The organism is Sphingobium sp. B11D3B (assembly GCF_025961735.1).
In the GTDB taxonomy this organism is placed as follows: Bacteria; Pseudomonadota; Alphaproteobacteria; order Sphingomonadales; family Sphingomonadaceae; genus Sphingobium.
Window position 1 is genome coordinate 1655705 of sequence record NZ_JAOQOF010000001.1, and the last position, 17665, is coordinate 1673369.

Consider the following 17665-nt stretch of genomic DNA (forward strand, 5'->3'; position numbering starts at 1 on the left):
TGGAGACAGATCATGACCCCCGCACCCTCCCTACGCGCCCTCATTCTCGCCGGTGCTGCGGTGTTCGCCGTGCCACTGGCCGCTCAGGCAGACGATGCGGGCACGGTCATGGCACAGTCCGAGCGGCAGGCGGCGGAGATCGTGGCGAAGCTCACGCCGCAGGAAAAGGCGGACCAGCTTGTGAATGTCGCGCCCGCCATCCCGCGCCTTGGTATTCCCGGCTACAATTGGTGGACGGAATCGCTGCATGGCGCGATGGGCACGCTGCCCACCACCAACTTCCCCGAACCGATCGGCCTCGCCGCCACCTTCGATGCGCCGCTGGTCCATGATGTCGCCAACATCATCAGCGTCGAGATGCGGGGGCTGCATACGCTGGCGCAGCAGACCGGACGCCTGGGGCGCATTGGCACGGGGCTGGACACATGGTCGCCCAACATCAACATCTTCCGCGATCCGCGATGGGGGCGCGGGCAGGAAACCTATGGCGAGGACCCCTTCCTCACGGCCGAGATCGGCAAGGCGTTCATCACCGGCATGCAGGGGCCGGACCCGGCACGGCCCAACATCATCGCGACGCCCAAACATTATGCCGTGCACAGCGGCCCGGAATCGACGCGCCATCATGCCAATGTCTATGTCTCTCGCCATGATATGGAGGACACCTATCTGCCCGCTTTCCGCGCTGCCATCGTGGACGCCAAGGCGGGATCGATCATGTGCGCCTATAACCGGGTGAACGGGCAGCCGGCGTGCGCCAGTGACGAGTTGCTCAAGACACACCTGCGCGATGCCTGGGGCTTCAAGGGCTATGTCGTCTCCGATTGCGATGCGGTGACCGATATCAACCGCAACCACCATTATGCGCCGGATGCCGCCACGGCCGTCGCCGCCGCGATGCGCGCCGGGGTCGACAGCGAGTGCAATGGCGCGACGCTGAGCGACACCGCCGGGCTGGGACAGCCCTATCTCGATGCGCTGAACCGCAATCTCATCACCCAGAGCGATGTCGATACCGCGCTCGTGCGGCTGTTCTCCGCCCGCCTGCGCAATGGCGACCTGCCCGGTCTGACGCCGCGCCCGGCCATCGCACCATCCGTCATCGGCGCGCCGGACCACAACGCGCTGGCGTTGAAGGCCGCCGAAAAGAGCCTGGTACTGCTTAAAAATGATGGCGCGCTGCCGCTCAAGCCCGATGCCCGCATCGCCGTCATCGGCCCGCTGGCGGACGCCACCCGCGTGCTGCGCGGCAATTATTCCTCCACCCTCTCCGGCCCGCCGATATCCGTGCTGGAGGGGCTGCGCCAGGCGATGCACGGCGCGACGATCCACCATGCCCCCTTCGCCGAGACCTTTACCGACGGCGACCGCGTGCCGACGACGGCGCTCGTCGCGCCGGATGGCAAGCCCGGGCTGCTGGCGCGCTATTATAATCCCACGCAGACGCCGCCGGCCCGCTTCGCGCCGGGCACGTTCGACAGCGCGACCAAGGCGATGACCTTCCAGACCAAGCCGGTCGTGACCCGCAGGGAGGCCGATGTGGCCGGGCGCAGCCTCGATCTCGCGAACGTCTCCGACCATCATCGGGTGATCTGGACCGGCTTCCTCGTCCCACCGGAGAGCGGCACCTACCGGCTTGGCCTGTCCGGCTCCAACGGCGAGATGCTGCTCGACGGCAAGCCGTTCGTGGACCTCAAAAACTCGCGCTGGAACAGCCTGCCGACGATGAAGACGCTGACCCTGGAGAAGGGCAAGCGCTACCCCATCCAGATCGCCATGACCTCGCATATCAACACCGGCATCGACCTGATGTGGAAGCGCGTCTCGCCCGATGCCGATGCCGCGCTTGCCGCTGCGGCGGCGCAATCGGATGTGGTCGTCGCGGTCGTCGGCCTCACTTCTGATCTCGAAGCCGAGGAAACGCCGGTGAAGGTGCCGGGCTTTGAGGGTGGCGACAAGACCACGCTCGATCTGCCGGCCGAGCAGCTTGCCATGCTGGAAAAGGCCCGTGCGCTGGGTAAACCGCTGGTCATCGTGGCGATGAACGGCAGTCCGATCAATCTCGCCTGGGCGAAGGACCATGCAGCGGGCATCGTGGAGGCCTGGTATCCGGGGCAGAATGGCGGCCTCGCGGTGGCCAATGTCCTCTCCGGCAAGACCAATCCCTCCGGGCGCCTGCCCCTCACCTTCTATCGCAGCGTGGATGAGCTGCCACCGTTCGGCGATTACAGCATGGCCGGGCGGACCTATCGCTACTTCACCGGCACGCCGGTCTATGGCTTTGGCTATGGGCTGAGCTACACGCAATTCGCCTATGAGCCGCTGCGGGTGCAGGCCTCCGGCGATGCTGCGCAAGGCATGCGGGTCTCGACCACCGTGCGCAATAGCGGCCAGCGAGCGGGCGAAGAGGTGGCGCAGCTCTATCTCGATTTCCCGGATGTGCCCGGCACCCCGCGTATCGCCTTGCGTGGCTTCCAGCGCGTGGAGCTAAAGCCCGGTGAATCCCGCCAGATCAGCTTCGATCTCTCGCCGCGCGATCTGAGCGCGGTGTCGCTGGAGGGCGTGCGGCAGGTCTTCCCCGGTGCGTATCGCGTGTCGGTCGGCTCGGCTCAGCCCGATAGCGGCCTGCCGGTGCAGAGCGCGGACTTCGCCATCGCCACCGGCGTCACCCTGCCGAAATAGGCGGGAGGCCCAGCCAGCCGCTCACGTCGACCTGCTGTGGGCGGCCAGCCTTCAGCCGCACGATCAGGCGCTGGCTGGCGAAGCGAATGGTCCGCTCGGCATCGATCGCGCTGGTGAGCGTGAGCGTGCGCGGCCGGGACTGCGCCCAGCTGAGATCGACGCTGCAGGCCCCCCGCGCCCGCAGCCCGCGCACCGCGCCGGTCGGCCAGGCCGAGGGCAGAGCTGGCAGGAGATGGATCTCATCACCCCGGCTGCGCATGAGCATATGCGCGATGCCAGCGGTGCCGCCGAAATTCCCGTCGATCTGGAAAGGCGGATGGGCATCGAATAAATTGGGATAGGTCCGCTCCGGCCCGAGCAAAAAGCGCAGGATGCGGTGGGCGCGATCGCCCTCGCCAAGCCGCGCCCACAGGTTGATCCGCCAGGCCGTCGCCCAGCCGGTGCCGATATCCCCGCGCAAGTCCAGCGAGCGGCGCGCCGCCGCCGCGAGCGCTGGCGTGTCGTCCGGGTCGATCTGCTGGCTCGGGAACAGCCCGTAGAGATGCGAGATGTGGCGATGCTCCGGCTCGGGCGCCTGCGCATCCCAATCCTGCTGCCACTCCTGCAACTGCCCTTGCGCGCCGATGCGATCCGGCGCGAGACGCCCACGCAACGCGCGAAGCTCCGCCGCGAACGCGCTGTCGATCCCGAGCAGATCGGCGGCCCGCGCCGTCTGATCGAACAGGTCGCGCAAAATCTGCTGGTCCATCGCCGGCCCGGCGCAGATCGCGATGTCGCCATGATGGGCGTTTTCGGGAGAGAGCGACGGGCTGGTGACAAGGGCGCCGGTCGTCGGATCGACTTGCAGCGTATCGACGAAGAACAGCGCCGCGCCGCGCATGAGCGGATAGACATCGCGCAGGAAGGTCTTGTCCCGCCCATAATCCCAGCGATCCCACAAATGTGTGCACAGCCAGGCGCCGCCGGTCGGCCACATCCCCCACCGCGCGCCATCCACCGGCGCGGTGGCGCGCCAGATGTCGCTGTTATGATGCGCCACCCAGCCGCGTGCGCCATACATCTCCCGCGCGGTGCGGGCGCCGCTTTCCGCCAGTTCCCGTACCATGCGCACCAGCGGCTCGGTGCATTCGGGCAAAGCCGTGATCTCGGCCGGCCAGTAATTCATCTGCGTGTTGATGTTGATCGTATATTTCGATCCCCAGGGCGGGTCGACACTCTCATTCCAGATGCCTTGCAGGTTCGCCGCCTGCGAGCCGGGGCGCGATGAGGCGATCAACAGATAGCGCCCATAATTGAAATAGAGCGCAGCAAGGCCGGGGTCGTCGCGGCTTTGTGCGGCGATCACGCGCTCATCGGTGGGCAGCGCGGCCGCGCTGTCATCGCCAAGGTCGATCTCGACGCGGCGATAAAGCTGACGGTGAGCGGTGACCGCTTCGCTGTGCAATTGATCGTAACTGCGTGCCATCGCATCAACCATCCAGTTGCGCACAAGCGCATCCGGGTCGCCGGAGACATCGTCGAAACGGCGGAAGCTCGTCGCCATCGCCACCAGCACCGTCACCGCCCGCGCGCCGCGCAGCGCCAGATGATCGCCCTGCGCGGTGAGCGAGCCGCCTTCCGGGATCACGCGCACCAGCCCTGCCAGCTTCAGTGCACCGTCGACGCCATGCGCGCCACGATTGCGCCCCCGGATGAGCAGCAGCCCGTCGCGAGCCTCCACCTGCGCCTCCTGCGCCGGCGCAAAGCCTATATCGAGACCGAGCGACGCCGGGCCATCCACCGCATGGCGCAGCACGATCACCTGCCGGACAGGGGACGCGAAGACCGTGCGGCGGTGACGCGTGCCCGCTAGCGTGAACGTCGTCGTTGCCGTGGCGCTGTCGAGGTCGAGCACGCGCGCATAATCCGCCGGGACAGCAGCGGACGCGGCGCCCGGCAACCTGAGCAACAGATCGCCGAAGCTCTGATAGGCCATCTGCTGGACCGGCTGGCCGATCAAGGTGCGGTTTGCTAGGTCGTGCGCCTGCGTATAATCCCCCCGCGCGATCAGCCTGCGCACCTCCGGCAAGGCCGCACGGGCAGCGGGATTGACCGGATCATAAGGCCCGCCGGACCATAATGTATCCTCGTTGAGTTGGAGGCGCTCGGTGGCGACGCCGCCGAACACCATCGCGCCGATCCGGCCATTGCCGACCGGCAGGGCCTGCGTCCATTCGGTCGCCGGGCGCCGATACCAGAGCCGGTCGCGCGAGGGTCTGTCACCTTCGGACGCGGCCACGGCGCCGCTCGGCAAACAGGCATTGGCGGCGAGCAGCAGCGAACCTTCCAGCACGTCGCGGCGCGTGACCATGGCTCAGCGGTCCATTCGGCTAGCGGGTCCAGACATAAGGCCCCACGATGGTGCCGGTGAACCCGCCTGCATCCTGTGTGCTGAGGAACCGGGCGTCCACATCCGCCGCGAGCCGGCCCATGCCCCCTGCCCCGGCATAGTCGAAGGACATGGTCCCGCCATTGGCACGGATCGTCAGCGTCATCGGGCCTCGGTTGGCGATAGGCGCGGAGGCGACCAGCTGCTCCTTCCCTTTGGCGCGAGTATACAGCGCGATTGCATCCTGCCCGTTCAGCCGCGTGAGGCCGAAGAACAGCCAGGCATCGTCGCTTTGCATTGCGCCAAGGCCGGCGCGGTCGCCTTCCTGCTCCGGCGAGAAGGTGACGACGGTACGCATGGTCGCGATATGATGCTGCTGGCGCCGCCCGAGGAAGGCGGGCGTTCCGGCCTTGTCACCGAGCGGCGCGGCACTGGCCAGCACCAGATCGCCACGCTCAAGCCGATAGAACGGGTGATCCGGCGTGCGGACGCCGACCCATTGCATCGCCAGCCGGTCGCCCTCGAAGCTGTCGGCATATGCGAAATCGCCGCTGGTCGGCAGCGGCGGCCGGACCTGTGGAGGCAGCGCGGGCGCCTTGAGCGCGAACGGAATCGTCTCGCCATGCGGCAGGATGACCGGCCAGCCGTCTTTCCACTGGACCGGCAGCAGGAAGGTCTCGCGACCGATATTGTAATAGTTGTCGGCATAAGGCCGCACCGCCAGAAATGTTGCCCACCAGTCGCCCGCCGGGGTCTGGACGAGCTTGGCGTGGCCGGCCGAGGTGATCGGATCGGGCCAGGCGGGATCGAGGTCGCGCTGGGTGAGGATCGGGTTATCCTTGTACGGCACATAAGGTCCGCGCAGCTTGCGCGAGCGGAACACCACCTGGGAGTGATCGACGCTGGTGCCACCTTCCGCCGCGGTCAGATAATACCAGCCATCCTTGCGCAGAATGTGCGGCCCCTCGATCCAGATCGGCTTCTTGCTCAGGTCCACTCCGCCATTGACGAGCTGGGTGATCGGCCCGACCATCTTGCCGGCCCGCCAGTCATATTCCTGAATCCAGATGGCGCGATGCCCCTCATAGCGCGGCGCTTCATCCGGCCCGCGATTGTTGACGATATAGGCCTTGTCGCCTTCCCAATAGATCGACGGGTCGATCCCCTCGAACGGTAGCCAGATGGGGTCGGACCAGGGGCCGGCAGGGTTCTTGGCGGTGATGACGAAATTGTCCCGGCATCCCACGCAGGTGTTGACGATGTAGAAGGTGCCATCGTGAAAGCTGATGTCCGGCGCGAACACGGCCTCGGACACGCCTCGCCCGGCAAGGTTGAGCTGGTCTGGCCGGTCGATCGCATTGCCGATCTGCGTCCAGTTCACCAGATCCCTGGAATGCCAGACCGGAAGCCCCGGAAAATGCGCGAAGGATGAGGTGACGAGATAATAATCCTCCCCCACCCGCGTGATCGAGGGATCGGGATAATAGCCTGAAAGGATGGGGTTGCGGTAGGCGCCGGGCTTGACCGTTACCTGCTCGATGGACTGCCCGTCATAATCGAAGTTGGCAAAGCGCGCCTCCAGCCCTGCCCATGCTGCGGCGGGCGCCAAAGCCAGCGTTGCGGCCATCCATCCACGCGCCCACAGTCCCGCCGCGATCTTCATTGTCCCTCTCCTTTTGGCGCCACGCTGATCCTGTGCGGATTCGCTGCCCTGAGCCATAATGGTAGCGCTCCCATTTCTCCTTGCCCAGCCTGTTTTATGCGCGCGAGCGCGTATCTTGCTCCAAACAGGGCAAATTCATGCCCGAGCGGAATCCATTTGACCGCCCCGCATCCATAATGGTAGCGCTACCTTAGCAACGCCGCACCTCCATAAGCGGCGCGCAAGATAAACGAAGGAGAGCCCCCTTGTCGAAAGTCCCGATGTTCCGGACCAGCTTTGTCGTGCTTGGTCTCGCCACCGCCCTTTCCGCCTGCTCCTCGGATGAACCGGCCGCCGCAAACAGTGGCGCGACTGGCGCGGCCCATGAATCGGATGGCATCTCGGCTGACGGCAAGCGCTTCCTCTCCCAGCCGCTCGTGACGGAGATTTTCACCGCCGATCCTTCGGCCCATGTCTTCAACGGCAAGATTTACGTCTATCCCAGCCATGATGTCGACGCAGGCATCCCGGACGATGACCTGGGCAACCAATATGCCATGCATGACTATCGCGTGCTGGAGATGGACAAGATCGGCGGCCCGGTGAAGATCGGCCCGGTCGCGCTGGACGTGAAGGACGTGCCGTGGGCCGCCAAGCAGATGTGGGCACCCGACGCCGCGTTCAAGAATGGCACCTACTATTTGTACTTCCCGGCCAAGGACAAGGACGGCATCTTCCACATCGGCGTGGCGACCAGCAGCACGCCCATGGGTCCGTTCAAGGCCGAGCCCAAGCCGATTGCCGGCAGCTTCTCCATGGACCCCAATGTGTTCACGGATACGGATGGGACCAGCTACATGTATTTCGGCGGCATCTGGGGCGGCCAGCTCCAGAACTGGGCCAAGGGCAAGTATGACGCCGCGATCGGCGTGACCGACCTGAAGGCGGACGATCAGCCGGCGCTCATGCCCAAGGTCGCCAAAATGGCTCCGGACATGAAGAGCTATGCCGAAGCGCCCCGCGATGCCGTAATCCTCGATGAGAAAGGCAAGCCGCTCCTCGGTGGCGACCATGATCGCCGCTTCTTCGAGGGCACATGGATGTACAAGCGCGGCGACACTTACTACCTGACCTACTCGACCGGCGACACGCACTTCCTCGTCTACGCCACGGGCAAGACGCCTTATGGTCCGTTCACCTATCGCGGCAAAATCATGGAGCCGGTGCAGGGCTGGACCACCCACCACTCGATTGTGGACTGGGGCGGCAAGACCTGGCTCTTCTATCATGACACGCAGCTGAGCGGCAAAAACCACCTGCGCAACGTGAAGGTCACCGAGCTGACCTTCAACGCCGACGGCACGATCCAGACGATCAATCCGTTCCGCGACTGACCGGCATGTTCCTCGGCATCGACATCGGCACCTCCGGCGTGAAAGCGGTCGTCATCGACCAGCATGGCGCCGTTGTCGGCCAGGGAACGGCAGCGCTCACCGTGCAGCGGCCGCATCCGCTCTGGTCCGAACAGGACCCGGCGGCGTGGTGGGCCGCCACCACCGCAGCCGTGCAGGCCATCGACCCCGCCGTGCGGCGCGCCGTGCTGGGCGTCGGGCTCGCCGGCCAGATGCATGGCGCCACGCTGCTCGGTGCGGACGGTCAGCCGCTGCGTCCCGCGATCCTGTGGAATGACGGGCGCAGCCATGCGGAATGCATCGCGCTGGAAGACAAGACCGACGCCTTCCGCACGATCGGCGGCAACATCGTCATGCCCGGCTTCACCGCACCAAAGCTCGCCTGGGTCGCCCGGCACGAGCCGGAGATCTTCGCCGCCACACGCACCGTGCTGCTGCCCAAGGACTATATCCGCCTGCAAATGACCGGCGACAAGGCCACGGACATGTCCGACGCCGCCGGCACCTTGTGGCTGGATGTTGCCGCGCGGCGCTGGGCGGAAGCACTGCTGGACGCGACCGGCCTCAGCCTTGCGCACATGCCGGCACTGTACGAGGGCACCGCGTTGACCGGCACGTTGCGGCCGGACGTGGCGCAACTCTGGGGCATGTCCCCCGTTCCGGTCGCAGCGGGGGGCAGCGACAATGCCGCCGGCGCTGCGGGCATCGGCATCGTCAGCGATGGCGACGGGCTGCTCTCCCTTGGCACATCGGGCGTGATCTTCATCGCCAACGATCAGTTCAAACCCAATCCAGACCGAACCGTGCACGCCTTCTGTCACTGCCTGCCTGCACACTGGCATCAGATGGCCGTGCACCTGTCGGCGGCGTCGTGCATAGACTTTGCTGCACACCTCTCCGGTGCAGCCGGCGCCGCCGACCTCTTTTCCCGCGCAGAGTCCGTTGGCGCCGCGTGCGGACCGGAACTCTTCCTCCCCTATCTCTCGGGCGAGCGTACGCCGCATAACGACCCGCAGGTGCGCGGCGCCTTCCTCAATCTCGATCATGATAGCGGGCCGGAGCGGCTGGCGCAGGCGGTGCTCGAGGGCGTTGCCTTTGCCTTTGCCGATGGGTTGGATGCGCTGCGCGACGCCGGCAGCGATGTGCAGGAACTGGCCGTAATCGGCGGGGGCGCGCGGTCGCGCTATTGGGGCCAGATCATCGCCGCTGCGCTCGGCACGCGCCTCAATTACCTCAAGGGCGGTGAAGTCGGCCCGGCGATGGGCGCGGCCCGCTTGGCGCAGATCGGCGTGACCGGCGGTGCGCCCACCGACATCTGCACCACGCCGCCGGTCGCCCATGTGATCGAGCCCGACCCGCTGACTGCCGAACGACTGGCCCCCAAGCGCGAGGCCTTCCGCCGCGCCTACCCCGCCATTCGCGCCGCACAGAGCTGACATTCTTGAAACCGACAGGGAGCGCCTGATGGCCACCGACTATTTCGCAGACATTGCCCCCATTGCCTATAAGGGCCCGGATACCGACGACGAGCTGGCTTACCGCTGGTACGACAAGGATCGCGTCGTGCTCGGCAAGCGGATGGAGGATCATCTCCGCTTTGCCGTATGCTTCTGGCACACATTCTGCTGGCCGGGCTCGGACGTGTTCGGCGCCGGCACCTTCAACCGCCCCTGGCATGCTGGCGCCAATGACAGCGCCGCCGCCCATCAGAAGCGCGCCATCGCCTTCGATTTCTTCAAGAAGCTCGATGTCCCCTTCTACTGCTTCCACGATGTCGACGTGATGGCGCAGGCCGAAGGCGTGGCCGAGCATCGCCGCTACCTCGCCGAGGCCGTCGATCATCTGGAAGAGCTGCAGGCTTCGAGCGGGCGCAAGCTGCTGTGGGGCACCGCCAACCTGTTCGGCCACCCCCGTTTTGCTGCTGGCGCCGCGACAAATCCGGACCCGGAAGTCTATGCCTTCGCCGCCATGCAGGTGCGCGATGCGCTGGAGGCCACGCATCGCTTGGGCGGCGTCAACTATGTGCTGTGGGGCGGCCGTGAGGGCTATGAGACGCTGCACAACACCAATTTGAAGCGCGAGCTTGATAATTTCGGGCGCTTCCTGACGCTGGTGGTCGAGCACAAGCACAAGATCGGCTTTTCCGGCACGATCCTCATCGAGCCCAAGCCGCACGAGCCGACCAAGCATCAATATGATTTCGATACGGCCACCGTTTACGGTTTCCTCAAGCGCTATGGCCTCGAGAATGAGGTAAAGGTGAACATCGAGGCGAACCACGCCACGCTCGCCGGCCATACCTTCGAGCATGAGCTGGCCACGGCAGCGGCATTGGGTATCTTCGGATCGATCGACGCCAATCGCGGCGACCATCAGAATGGCTGGGATACCGACCAGTTTCCCAATTCCGTGGAAGAACTCACCGTCGCGATGATCGAGGTGATCCGCGCCGGCGGCTTCACCACCGGCGGGTTCAACTTCGATTCCAAGGTGCGGCGCCAGTCGATGGACCCGGTTGACCTGTTCTACGGCCATATCGGCGGCATCGATACGGTGGCGCGCGGGCTGTTGAATGCCGCCGCGATCATCGAGGATGGCCGCATCGATGCCCTGCGCAATCAGCGCTATGCGGGCTGGGATGGTCCGCTGGGCAAGGAGATCGCTGCGCTCGACCTCGCCGGGATCGCCGACCTCGCCGTGACCCGCGCGCTCGACCCCAAGCCTGCCTCCGGAAGGCAGGAGCGGATCGAAAATCTCGTCAATCGCTTCATCTGAGCCATGCCGGACCCGGGCGCTTCCTCTTCGCCGGGTCAGGTCACTGATGAGGTGGTCGCTACGGCGGCCACCTCTTTTTTTGCTATCTTCTCGCCCAGGCGCTAACGAAACCGAAATTGCCGTGCCCATAGATCGGCACAAAGAGACGACAACGGCGCGGAGCCAAAGCAAGATCGCCCCCTCATCTTATCTGTTGCGATGAACGCACGATATTGGGAGAGGTCTCGCCCAGCTCCGGATAGGAAGGCGAACAAGTCAGGCGATGGTCACCAACCGCAGTTCACGCTCGTCCCGTCGGCAGAGCTCTGGCCCCAAGATCGAGGATGTCGCCCGCCTGGCCGGCGTTTCGCCGATGACCGTGAGCCGCGTGATCAACAAGGGCACCAATGTCCGTGAGGACAAGCGCCTGGCGGTCGAGGCTGCGATTGCCGAGCTGAACTACGCGCCCAATATCGCCGCTCGCACGCTTGCCGGCGGGGAGGACACGCGCATCGGGCTGCTTCACTCCAACCCGAGCTTTGCCTATCTCAGCGAGTTTCTGGTCGGCATATTGGCGGAGACCAGCCGCACAGGCGCGCAGTTGATCGTCAAGGAGTGCAATGAGGAAGGCGCAGAGGACAAGGCCATCGAGGCGCTGCTCAAGGGCCGGGTGGACGGGATCGTCCTGCCCCCGCCGCTGAGCGATTCCCCCTCCGTGCTCGCCGTGCTGGAAGGCGCCGGTGTGCCGGTCGTCGCGGTCGCCACCGGGCGCGCGCCCGACTGGGCGCTCTCGGTGAGCATCGATGACAAGGCGGCCGCTCACGCCATGACCGATCATCTGATCCTGCTCGGGCATCAGCGCATCGGCTTCATCACCGGCCACCCCAACCAGACAGCCAGCGCCGAACGGCTGGAGGGCTATCGCTCCGCGCTGGAGAAGCACGGCATTGCGCCGCAGCCCGAGCTGATCGAGCAGGGCTTCTTCACCTTCCGCTCCGGCCTGGAGGCAGCCACGCGCCTGCTCGACCTGCCCGAGCCGCCAACGGCGATCTTCGCCTCCAACGACGATATGGCCGCAGCTGCGCTGACCGTCGCGCACCGGCGGGGTATCGATGTGCCGCAAATGCTGACCATCTGCGGCTTCGACGATACCGCTCTGGCGCTGACCAGTTGGCCGGAGCTGACCACGATCCGCCAGCCGATCACCGATATGGCGCAGCAGGCGGTGGCGCTGCTGACGCGGGAAATCCGGATGCGCAACGCCTCATCGAAGGGCGTGGACCATCCCCATGTCGTGACGCCCTACACGCTGATCGCGCGTGAGAGTGACGGACCCCCGCCCCAGCCCTGAAAAGCGAACGGCCCGGCGACGCCTAAGCGTGACCGGGCCGAGCGTATGATTGGGTGAGCGATCAGCCTTCCATCTGCTCCAGTTCCCGCCCCTTGGTCTCGCGCACCATGGCGCGGACGAAGAAGAAGGAGACGGCGGCAAAGAAGGCGTAGCCGAAATAGGCGACCGCAAGGCCGGGGCTGACCACCAATGAGGGGAAGCTGACCGAGACCAGGGCGTTGGCTAGCCACTGCGCCAGCCCCGCCACCGCGAGGCCCGAGCCGCGGATCTGGTTGGGGAACATCTCGCCCAGCATCACCCACATGATCGGGCCCCAGCTCAAGTTGAAGAAGATCACGTAGAGATTGGCCGAAATCAGCGCAATGATCCCATTGCTGCCCGGCAGCACCACACCGCCATCGGCGCCCGTGACCGCCGTGGAGAAGGCATAGGCCACGATCGCCAAGGTGACGGCCATACCCGCCGACCCGAAGAGCAGCAGCGGCTTGCGGCCGATCTTGTCCACAAGGAACATGGTGGCGATGCAGGCCCCGATGGAGAGCACGCCCGAGAGGATGTTGGTCTGCAGCGCATAATCCTCCGAGAAGCCGACAGCCTCCCACAAGGTGGCGCCATAATAGAAGACCACATTGATGCCGACGAACTGCTGGAAGATCGCAAGGCCGATGCCGGTCCACACGATCGGCCGGATGCGCCCGGTCGTCTTGTCGATGAGATCGGAAAGACGGGGGCGATGGTGATCGGCGGCGAGGCTGTCGCGAATCTCACCAACCTTGCGCGTCGCTTCCTCCGGCCCGAACAGCCGCGAGAGAACGGCGTGGGCGCGCTCTTCCTTGCCCTTGACCACCAGATAGCGCGGGCTTTCGGGAATGATCAGCAGCGCCAGGATATAGATGGCCGCAGGGATCGCCTGCAGCAGGAACATCCAGCGCCAGGCCGGCAGGTCGAACCACAAGGTCGCCGTCGAGCCGCCGGCATAGCGCGCCAGCACGAAGTTGGCGACGAACGCTCCGGTAAGGCCGGTGATGATCATCACCTGCTGGATGCTGGAGAGGCGCCCCCGGATCGAGGCGGGCGTCACCTCGGAAATATAGACCGGCGAAATCACGCTGGCCGCGCCGACGCCGAGACCGCCGATGATCCGCGCCATGATGAACATCGCCGAAGACCCGGCCGCACCGGCCAGAAGCGCGCTGATGAGGAAGAGCAGGCCGGCCAGCATCATCACGCCGCGACGGCCAATGAGGTCGGACATGCGCCCGGCGAGAAACGCGCCCAGCGCGGAGCCGACCAGAATGGCGCCGACATTGATGCCTATGCCCAGCGCGCCCAGGTCAAACGCGGATTCCAGCCCTTTCTGGGTGCCGTTGATCACGCCGGAATCATAGCCGAACATGAAGCCACCAATGGTGGCGATGGCCACGATGGCGAATATGAACCCGATGTTGGTTCGCCCGATGGCGTGCGTTTCAGCGCTCATGCCGAGCCCCTCCTCTCTCTCAAAAATTCTGCCGACTCCAGCCGAGGCCGGGACGGCGTTTCTTCTGTCAAATATCTGCCGGGGTAACCGGCAATCCTGCAACCTTGGGATCGAATGCGAAAACGTGGCCGGCCAACGGCTGTGCCTCACGCGCGGCAGCATCCAGACCCTTGTGCGCCGTCGTGGCATAAGCCGTACGCAGATCCGGCCCACCAAAGGCGATCTTGGTGACATTGGCGACCGGGAAGGAGATGGTCTGCATCAGCGAGCCCTGCGGATCGTAGCGCCGCACGCCCCAGCCGCCGAACAAAGCGACCCACAGGCAACCCTCGCTATCCAGCACGGAGCCGTCGGGCCAGCCCGCGCCATTCTCGATGGTGATGAACAGCTCGCCCGCGCCGACCGTGCCGTTCTCATCGACGGGGACTTTCCAGATTTTCCGGCCAAGCGTGTCGGTGTGATAAAGCGTGCGCCCATCTGCGCTGATGGCAGGACCGTTGGTGATCTCGACAGCAGGCACGGCCGTGGCGGCGCACTGCCCACCGGCGAGGCAATAGAGGTACCCGGTTTGCGCGGCTTCGCTGTCGTCCATGCTACCGAACCACAGCCGCCCTTGAGTGTCGGTGGCGGCGTCGTTCAGCCGATTGCCGGGCAGATGCGGCTCGGGATCGTGGAAAAGCGAAAATGCCCCGCTTTGCGGATCGAACCGATGCAGGCCGGTGCGCACGCCGGTCATCATGTCGCCGCTGCGCGTAGGCAGCGCCCAGCCGATCTGGTCCGGCGCATCCCATACCGCCAGCGCGCCGGTGGTCGGCACATGGCGGTAGAGCCTGTGCGCCTTGATGTCGACGAACCACAGAGCATCGTCCCACCAGACCGGCCCTTCGCCGAGCGTCATGCCCAGGGGAAGGATCGGCTCGGGCTGCATCTCAGCGCCAGCCTGCGTCGACGAAATATTCGTGCCCGCTGCACAGCGCGCCGTCATCGGAGGCGAGGAACAGCGCCAGCGCGGCGACATCGCGCGGCTGGATGCGGCGCGGGAGGCACTGGGCCTGCAGGATCTCCGCCTCACCTTCCGGCGTGTACCACTGCTTCTGGCGGGGGGTATCGACATTGCCCGGCACGATGGCGGTCACGCGGATATTGTCGCCGCCCAGATCGCGGGCCAGCGCCCGAGTCATGCCTTCCACGCCGGCCTTCGCCGTCTGGTAAAGAACCAGTTCAGACATGCCGAGATGCCAGCTCACCGAGCCCAGATTGATGACGGCACCGCCGCCCCGCGCGCGCATCGCCGGAACCACGGCTTGCGCGGCGAAGAACTGGTGGCGCAGGTTGGTCGCCATGCGCTCGTCCCAATAATCGGCGGTCACCTCGTCATAGCGGTGGCGGTCGTCATTGGCGGCATTGTTGACCAGCACGTCGAACCCGCCCATCTCGCTCTCCAGCGCTCGGACGGTCCGCTCCAGCTCAGCGACATTGCGCAGGTCGCAATGGCGAAAGCGCGCGCCGGCGAGATCCCGCGCCAGATCGGCGCCGGCAATGTCGTTGAAATCGAGGAAGGCGACATGCGCGCCCTGCCCCGCAAACGCCGCGACAATGGCCGCCCCGATCCCGGTCGCCCCACCGGTGACCAGCACGTTCTTGCCCGCCAGGCTGGGATAGACGGCGTATTGTGTTTGCTCAGACTTGTTCATGCCGATTCCAGAAGACCGCGCCGCTGCAGATTTGCGTAGAAGGCGCCAATACCCAGCTGCCAGGGTGGTGCATCGCGCGAGGTGACGACCCGGTTGACCAGGCGCCCGAGCTTGTCGGAGGCGATGGTCACGACATCGCCCACCTTGTGGGTGAAGCCACGCCCCGGCTCGTCGCGGTCCTGCACGGGCGCGAACAGCGTGCCGAGGAACAGCGCAAAGCCATCGGGATATTGATGCTCGCTCAGCGTCTGGCGCACCAGATCGAGCGGATCGCGGCTGATCTCCGCCATGTTGCTCACGCCTTCGAGCACGAACCCATCCTCTCCGGCGATGGTCAGCCGCACTTCGGCACGGCGCACATCATCGATGCTGAAGCTGTCATCGAACAATCGCACCAGCGGGCCGATGGAACAGGAGGCGTTATTGTCCTTGGCCTTACCGAGCAGCAGCGCCGAGCGGCCCTCGAAATCGCGCAGATTGACGTCATTGCCGAGCGTCGCGCCGACGACGGCGCCGAGGCTGTCCGCCAGCAGCACGATCTCCGGCTCGGGGTTGTTCCACGCAGAATCCGAGCGAATGCCGATCGCGGCGCCCGGCCCCACGGTGGAGAGCACCGGCGACTTGGTGAACACCTCCGCATCCGGGCCGATGGCGACCTCCAGATATTGCGACCACAGCCCGTCCTCGATCAGCGCCTCCTTGAGAGAGGCGGCTTCCGGCGTACCGGGCTGGACGGAGCGGATTTGTCCGCCAATGCGCGACTCAAGCCGCTCGCGGATCGAGGCGGCCCGGCTCCAGTCGCCCCGCGCCCGCTCCTCGATCACCCGCTCGATGGCGGACAAAGCGAAGGTGACGCCGCAAGCCTTGATGCATTGCAAATCGACGGGGCTGAGCAAGCGCGTGGATGCAGGATCGAAACGGCCCAGCGACGAGCCGCCAGCGCCTGAAAAATCGCCGCTTTCTACAAGGGCCGAGACGGTCGGCCAGACGTGCGCCATATCGAGCAGCTCACCCTGCCGGACGAGCACGGGGCTTGGGCCATCGCCAAAATCGGCTCGCCCCAGAAACATACCCTCTTCCCAATCGACGGGCAGCATCGGGCCGGACTCTTCTGGATGTATCACTTCCTCTCCCTCGCCCCCCGCGGGCGCCCCTGTGTGTTAGCGCTATCAAGAGCTATTGCGCTTGTTTGTCAAGAGGGGCTACTCCTGCGCCTCTAACGCGTTGACAAGAGAGACGATGACACCCGGCCCCATCCTCTGTTTCGGCGAACTGCTGCTCCGCCTCTCCGCCGTACCCGGCGAAAGCCTGTTCCAGAGCGAGCGGCTGGATGCGCGATTCGTTGGCGCGGAAGCCAATGTCGCGGTGGCGCTGACGCGGCTGGGCGTGCCGAGCGCGTTGCTCACCGCGCTCCCGCCGGGCGCGGTCGGGGATGCGGCGCTGGACGCCCTGCGCCGGCCCGGCGTGGACGTGCGCCATGTGCAGCGCCAGCCCGGGCGGATGGGGCTGTTCTATCTCATGCCCGGCAGCGGCCTGCGCGCGCCTGCGATCAGCTATGATCGCGCCGGCAGCAGCTTCGCGATCACCCCGGCCGAACGTTATGACTGGGCCGCGGCGCTGGAGGGCGTGGCCATGCTGCATCTTTCCGGCATCATCCCCGCCCTCTCGCCTGACGCTCCCAAATTGTCCCTCGCGGCGATGGAAGCGGCGAAGGCCGCCGGCATTCCGATCTCCTTCGACGGGAATTTCCGCGCGACGCTCTGGGAAAGCTGGTGCGACAATCCCGCGCCGATCCTCGCCCGCCATGTCGAGATGGCCGATCTGTTCTTCGGCAGCGCGCGGGACATTGCGATGCTGCTCGGCCAGTCCTTCGATGCGCAGGACGCGGACGGACGCCGCGCCGCAGCCGAGGCAGCCTTCGCGCGCTTCCCCAATCTGCGCCACATCGCCTCCACCCATCGCGTGGTCACGCATGCCGGGCTCCATCACCTTTGCGCCCGCCTCGATACACCGGATGACAGCTTCGAGACGCAAGTTATTGAAGTTGCTGGGATCGTCGACCGAATCGGCACCGGTGACGCATTCGCCGCCGGTGTGATCGCGCATATCGATGCCGGCATCGCCACCGCAGCCGAGCGCGGTCTGGCGCTGTCTGTGCTCAATCATTTCGTTCATGGCGATTTCAGCCCGATCAGCGCGGAGGAACTCGCCGCATTCCGCCCCGGCCAAACCGGCGACGTCCGTCGTTGAGAAAGCGAGCATCCCTGTGACACAGTGGTTCG

At 65.7% G+C, this 17665-nt stretch carries 12 protein-coding genes; 6 read left to right on the forward strand and 6 right to left on the reverse strand.

Translation table 11 applies throughout. The features are described 5' to 3' along the window. Positions 1-12: 12 nt before the first annotated feature. Positions 13-2682, forward strand: coding sequence for a glycoside hydrolase family 3 C-terminal domain-containing protein (locus tag M2333_RS07825; protein WP_264611388.1), 2670 nt, complete (start codon positions 13-15; stop codon positions 2680-2682). Here the strand turns inward: M2333_RS07825 and M2333_RS07830 are convergent. Then, the gene (locus tag M2333_RS07830) at positions 2666-5032 is read right to left on the reverse strand and encodes a glycoside hydrolase family 95 protein (RefSeq protein WP_264611389.1); all 2367 of its coding nucleotides are present in this window, start codon (positions 5030-5032) and stop codon (positions 2666-2668) included. The two genes, M2333_RS07825 and M2333_RS07830, sit on opposite strands and share 17 nt — an antisense overlap. A 19-nt stretch (positions 5033-5051) precedes the next feature. Next, on the reverse strand, positions 5052-6713 hold the full coding sequence (locus M2333_RS07835) for a glycoside hydrolase family 43 protein (RefSeq protein ID WP_413716482.1): 1662 nt from the start codon (positions 6711-6713) through the stop codon (positions 5052-5054). Between the two features lie 260 nt (positions 6714-6973). On the opposite strand from M2333_RS07835, the gene M2333_RS07840 reads away from it, so the two are divergent. The 4 genes from M2333_RS07840 to M2333_RS07855 all read left to right on the forward strand — a co-directional run bounded on the left by M2333_RS07840 (position 6974) and on the right by M2333_RS07855 (position 12209). Next, the gene (locus M2333_RS07840; RefSeq protein ID WP_264612592.1) at positions 6974-8086 is read left to right on the forward strand and encodes a glycoside hydrolase family 43 protein; all 1113 of its coding nucleotides are present in this window, start codon (positions 6974-6976) and stop codon (positions 8084-8086) included. Positions 8087-8091: 5 nt separating this feature from the next. After that, complete coding sequence (gene xylB, locus M2333_RS07845; RefSeq protein WP_264611390.1) at positions 8092-9540, forward strand: xylulokinase; 1449 nt, start codon at positions 8092-8094, stop codon at positions 9538-9540. Positions 9541-9568: 28 nt separating this feature from the next. Further along, positions 9569-10879, forward strand: coding sequence for a xylose isomerase (xylA, locus tag M2333_RS07850; protein WP_264611391.1), 1311 nt, complete (start codon positions 9569-9571; stop codon positions 10877-10879). Between the two features lie 262 nt (positions 10880-11141). Next, positions 11142-12209, forward strand: coding sequence for a LacI family DNA-binding transcriptional regulator (locus tag M2333_RS07855; protein WP_264592954.1), 1068 nt, complete (start codon positions 11142-11144; stop codon positions 12207-12209). Between the two features lie 61 nt (positions 12210-12270). Here the strand turns inward: M2333_RS07855 and M2333_RS07860 are convergent, their stop codons facing one another. The 4 genes from M2333_RS07860 to M2333_RS07875 form a co-directional block, all read right to left on the reverse strand. Next, complete coding sequence (locus M2333_RS07860) at positions 12271-13689, reverse strand: sugar porter family MFS transporter (protein WP_264576154.1); 1419 nt, start codon at positions 13687-13689, stop codon at positions 12271-12273. 67 nt (positions 13690-13756) lie between these two features. Then, positions 13757-14617 (reverse strand): SMP-30/gluconolactonase/LRE family protein, encoded by an 861-nt coding sequence (locus M2333_RS07865; protein ID WP_264611392.1) that lies wholly within the window; start codon positions 14615-14617, stop codon positions 13757-13759. A gap of 1 nt (position 14618) precedes the next feature. Continuing rightward, the gene (locus M2333_RS07870) at positions 14619-15383 is read right to left on the reverse strand and encodes an SDR family NAD(P)-dependent oxidoreductase (protein WP_264574820.1); all 765 of its coding nucleotides are present in this window, start codon (positions 15381-15383) and stop codon (positions 14619-14621) included. After that, positions 15380-16453 (reverse strand): fumarylacetoacetate hydrolase family protein, encoded by a 1074-nt coding sequence (locus tag M2333_RS07875; protein WP_413716522.1) that lies wholly within the window; start codon positions 16451-16453, stop codon positions 15380-15382. The genes M2333_RS07870 and M2333_RS07875 overlap by 4 nt, the downstream gene beginning before the upstream one ends. A gap of 169 nt (positions 16454-16622) precedes the next feature. On the opposite strand from M2333_RS07875, the gene M2333_RS07880 reads away from it, so the two are divergent. Continuing rightward, a complete protein-coding gene (locus M2333_RS07880; protein ID WP_264611393.1) occupies positions 16623-17633 on the forward strand; it encodes a sugar kinase in 1011 nt (336 codons plus the stop codon). Positions 17634-17665 lie beyond the last annotated feature (32 nt).

Excerpts from the sequence above, each read along its gene's own strand:
- M2333_RS07825 (WP_264611388.1), top strand. The coding sequence starts at position 13 with ATGACCCCCGCACCCTCCCTACGCGCCCTCATTCTCGCCGGTGCTGCG.
- M2333_RS07830 (WP_264611389.1), bottom strand. The coding sequence starts at position 5,032 with ATGGTCACGCGCCGCGACGTGCTGGAAGGTTCGCTGCTGCTCGCCGCC.
- M2333_RS07835 (WP_413716482.1), bottom strand. The coding sequence starts at position 6,713 with ATGAAGATCGCGGCGGGACTGTGGGCGCGTGGATGGATGGCCGCAACG.
- M2333_RS07840 (WP_264612592.1), top strand. The coding sequence starts at position 6,974 with ATGTTCCGGACCAGCTTTGTCGTGCTTGGTCTCGCCACCGCCCTTTCC.
- xylB (WP_264611390.1), top strand. The coding sequence starts at position 8,092 with ATGTTCCTCGGCATCGACATCGGCACCTCCGGCGTGAAAGCGGTCGTC.
- xylA (WP_264611391.1), top strand. The coding sequence starts at position 9,569 with ATGGCCACCGACTATTTCGCAGACATTGCCCCCATTGCCTATAAGGGC.
- M2333_RS07855 (WP_264592954.1), top strand. The coding sequence starts at position 11,142 with ATGGTCACCAACCGCAGTTCACGCTCGTCCCGTCGGCAGAGCTCTGGC.
- M2333_RS07860 (WP_264576154.1), bottom strand. The coding sequence starts at position 13,689 with ATGAGCGCTGAAACGCACGCCATCGGGCGAACCAACATCGGGTTCATA.
- M2333_RS07865 (WP_264611392.1), bottom strand. The coding sequence starts at position 14,617 with ATGCAGCCCGAGCCGATCCTTCCCCTGGGCATGACGCTCGGCGAAGGG.
- M2333_RS07870 (WP_264574820.1), bottom strand. The coding sequence starts at position 15,383 with ATGAACAAGTCTGAGCAAACACAATACGCCGTCTATCCCAGCCTGGCG.
- M2333_RS07875 (WP_413716522.1), bottom strand. The coding sequence starts at position 16,453 with ATGTTTCTGGGGCGAGCCGATTTTGGCGATGGCCCAAGCCCCGTGCTC.
- M2333_RS07880 (WP_264611393.1), top strand. The coding sequence starts at position 16,623 with ATGACACCCGGCCCCATCCTCTGTTTCGGCGAACTGCTGCTCCGCCTC.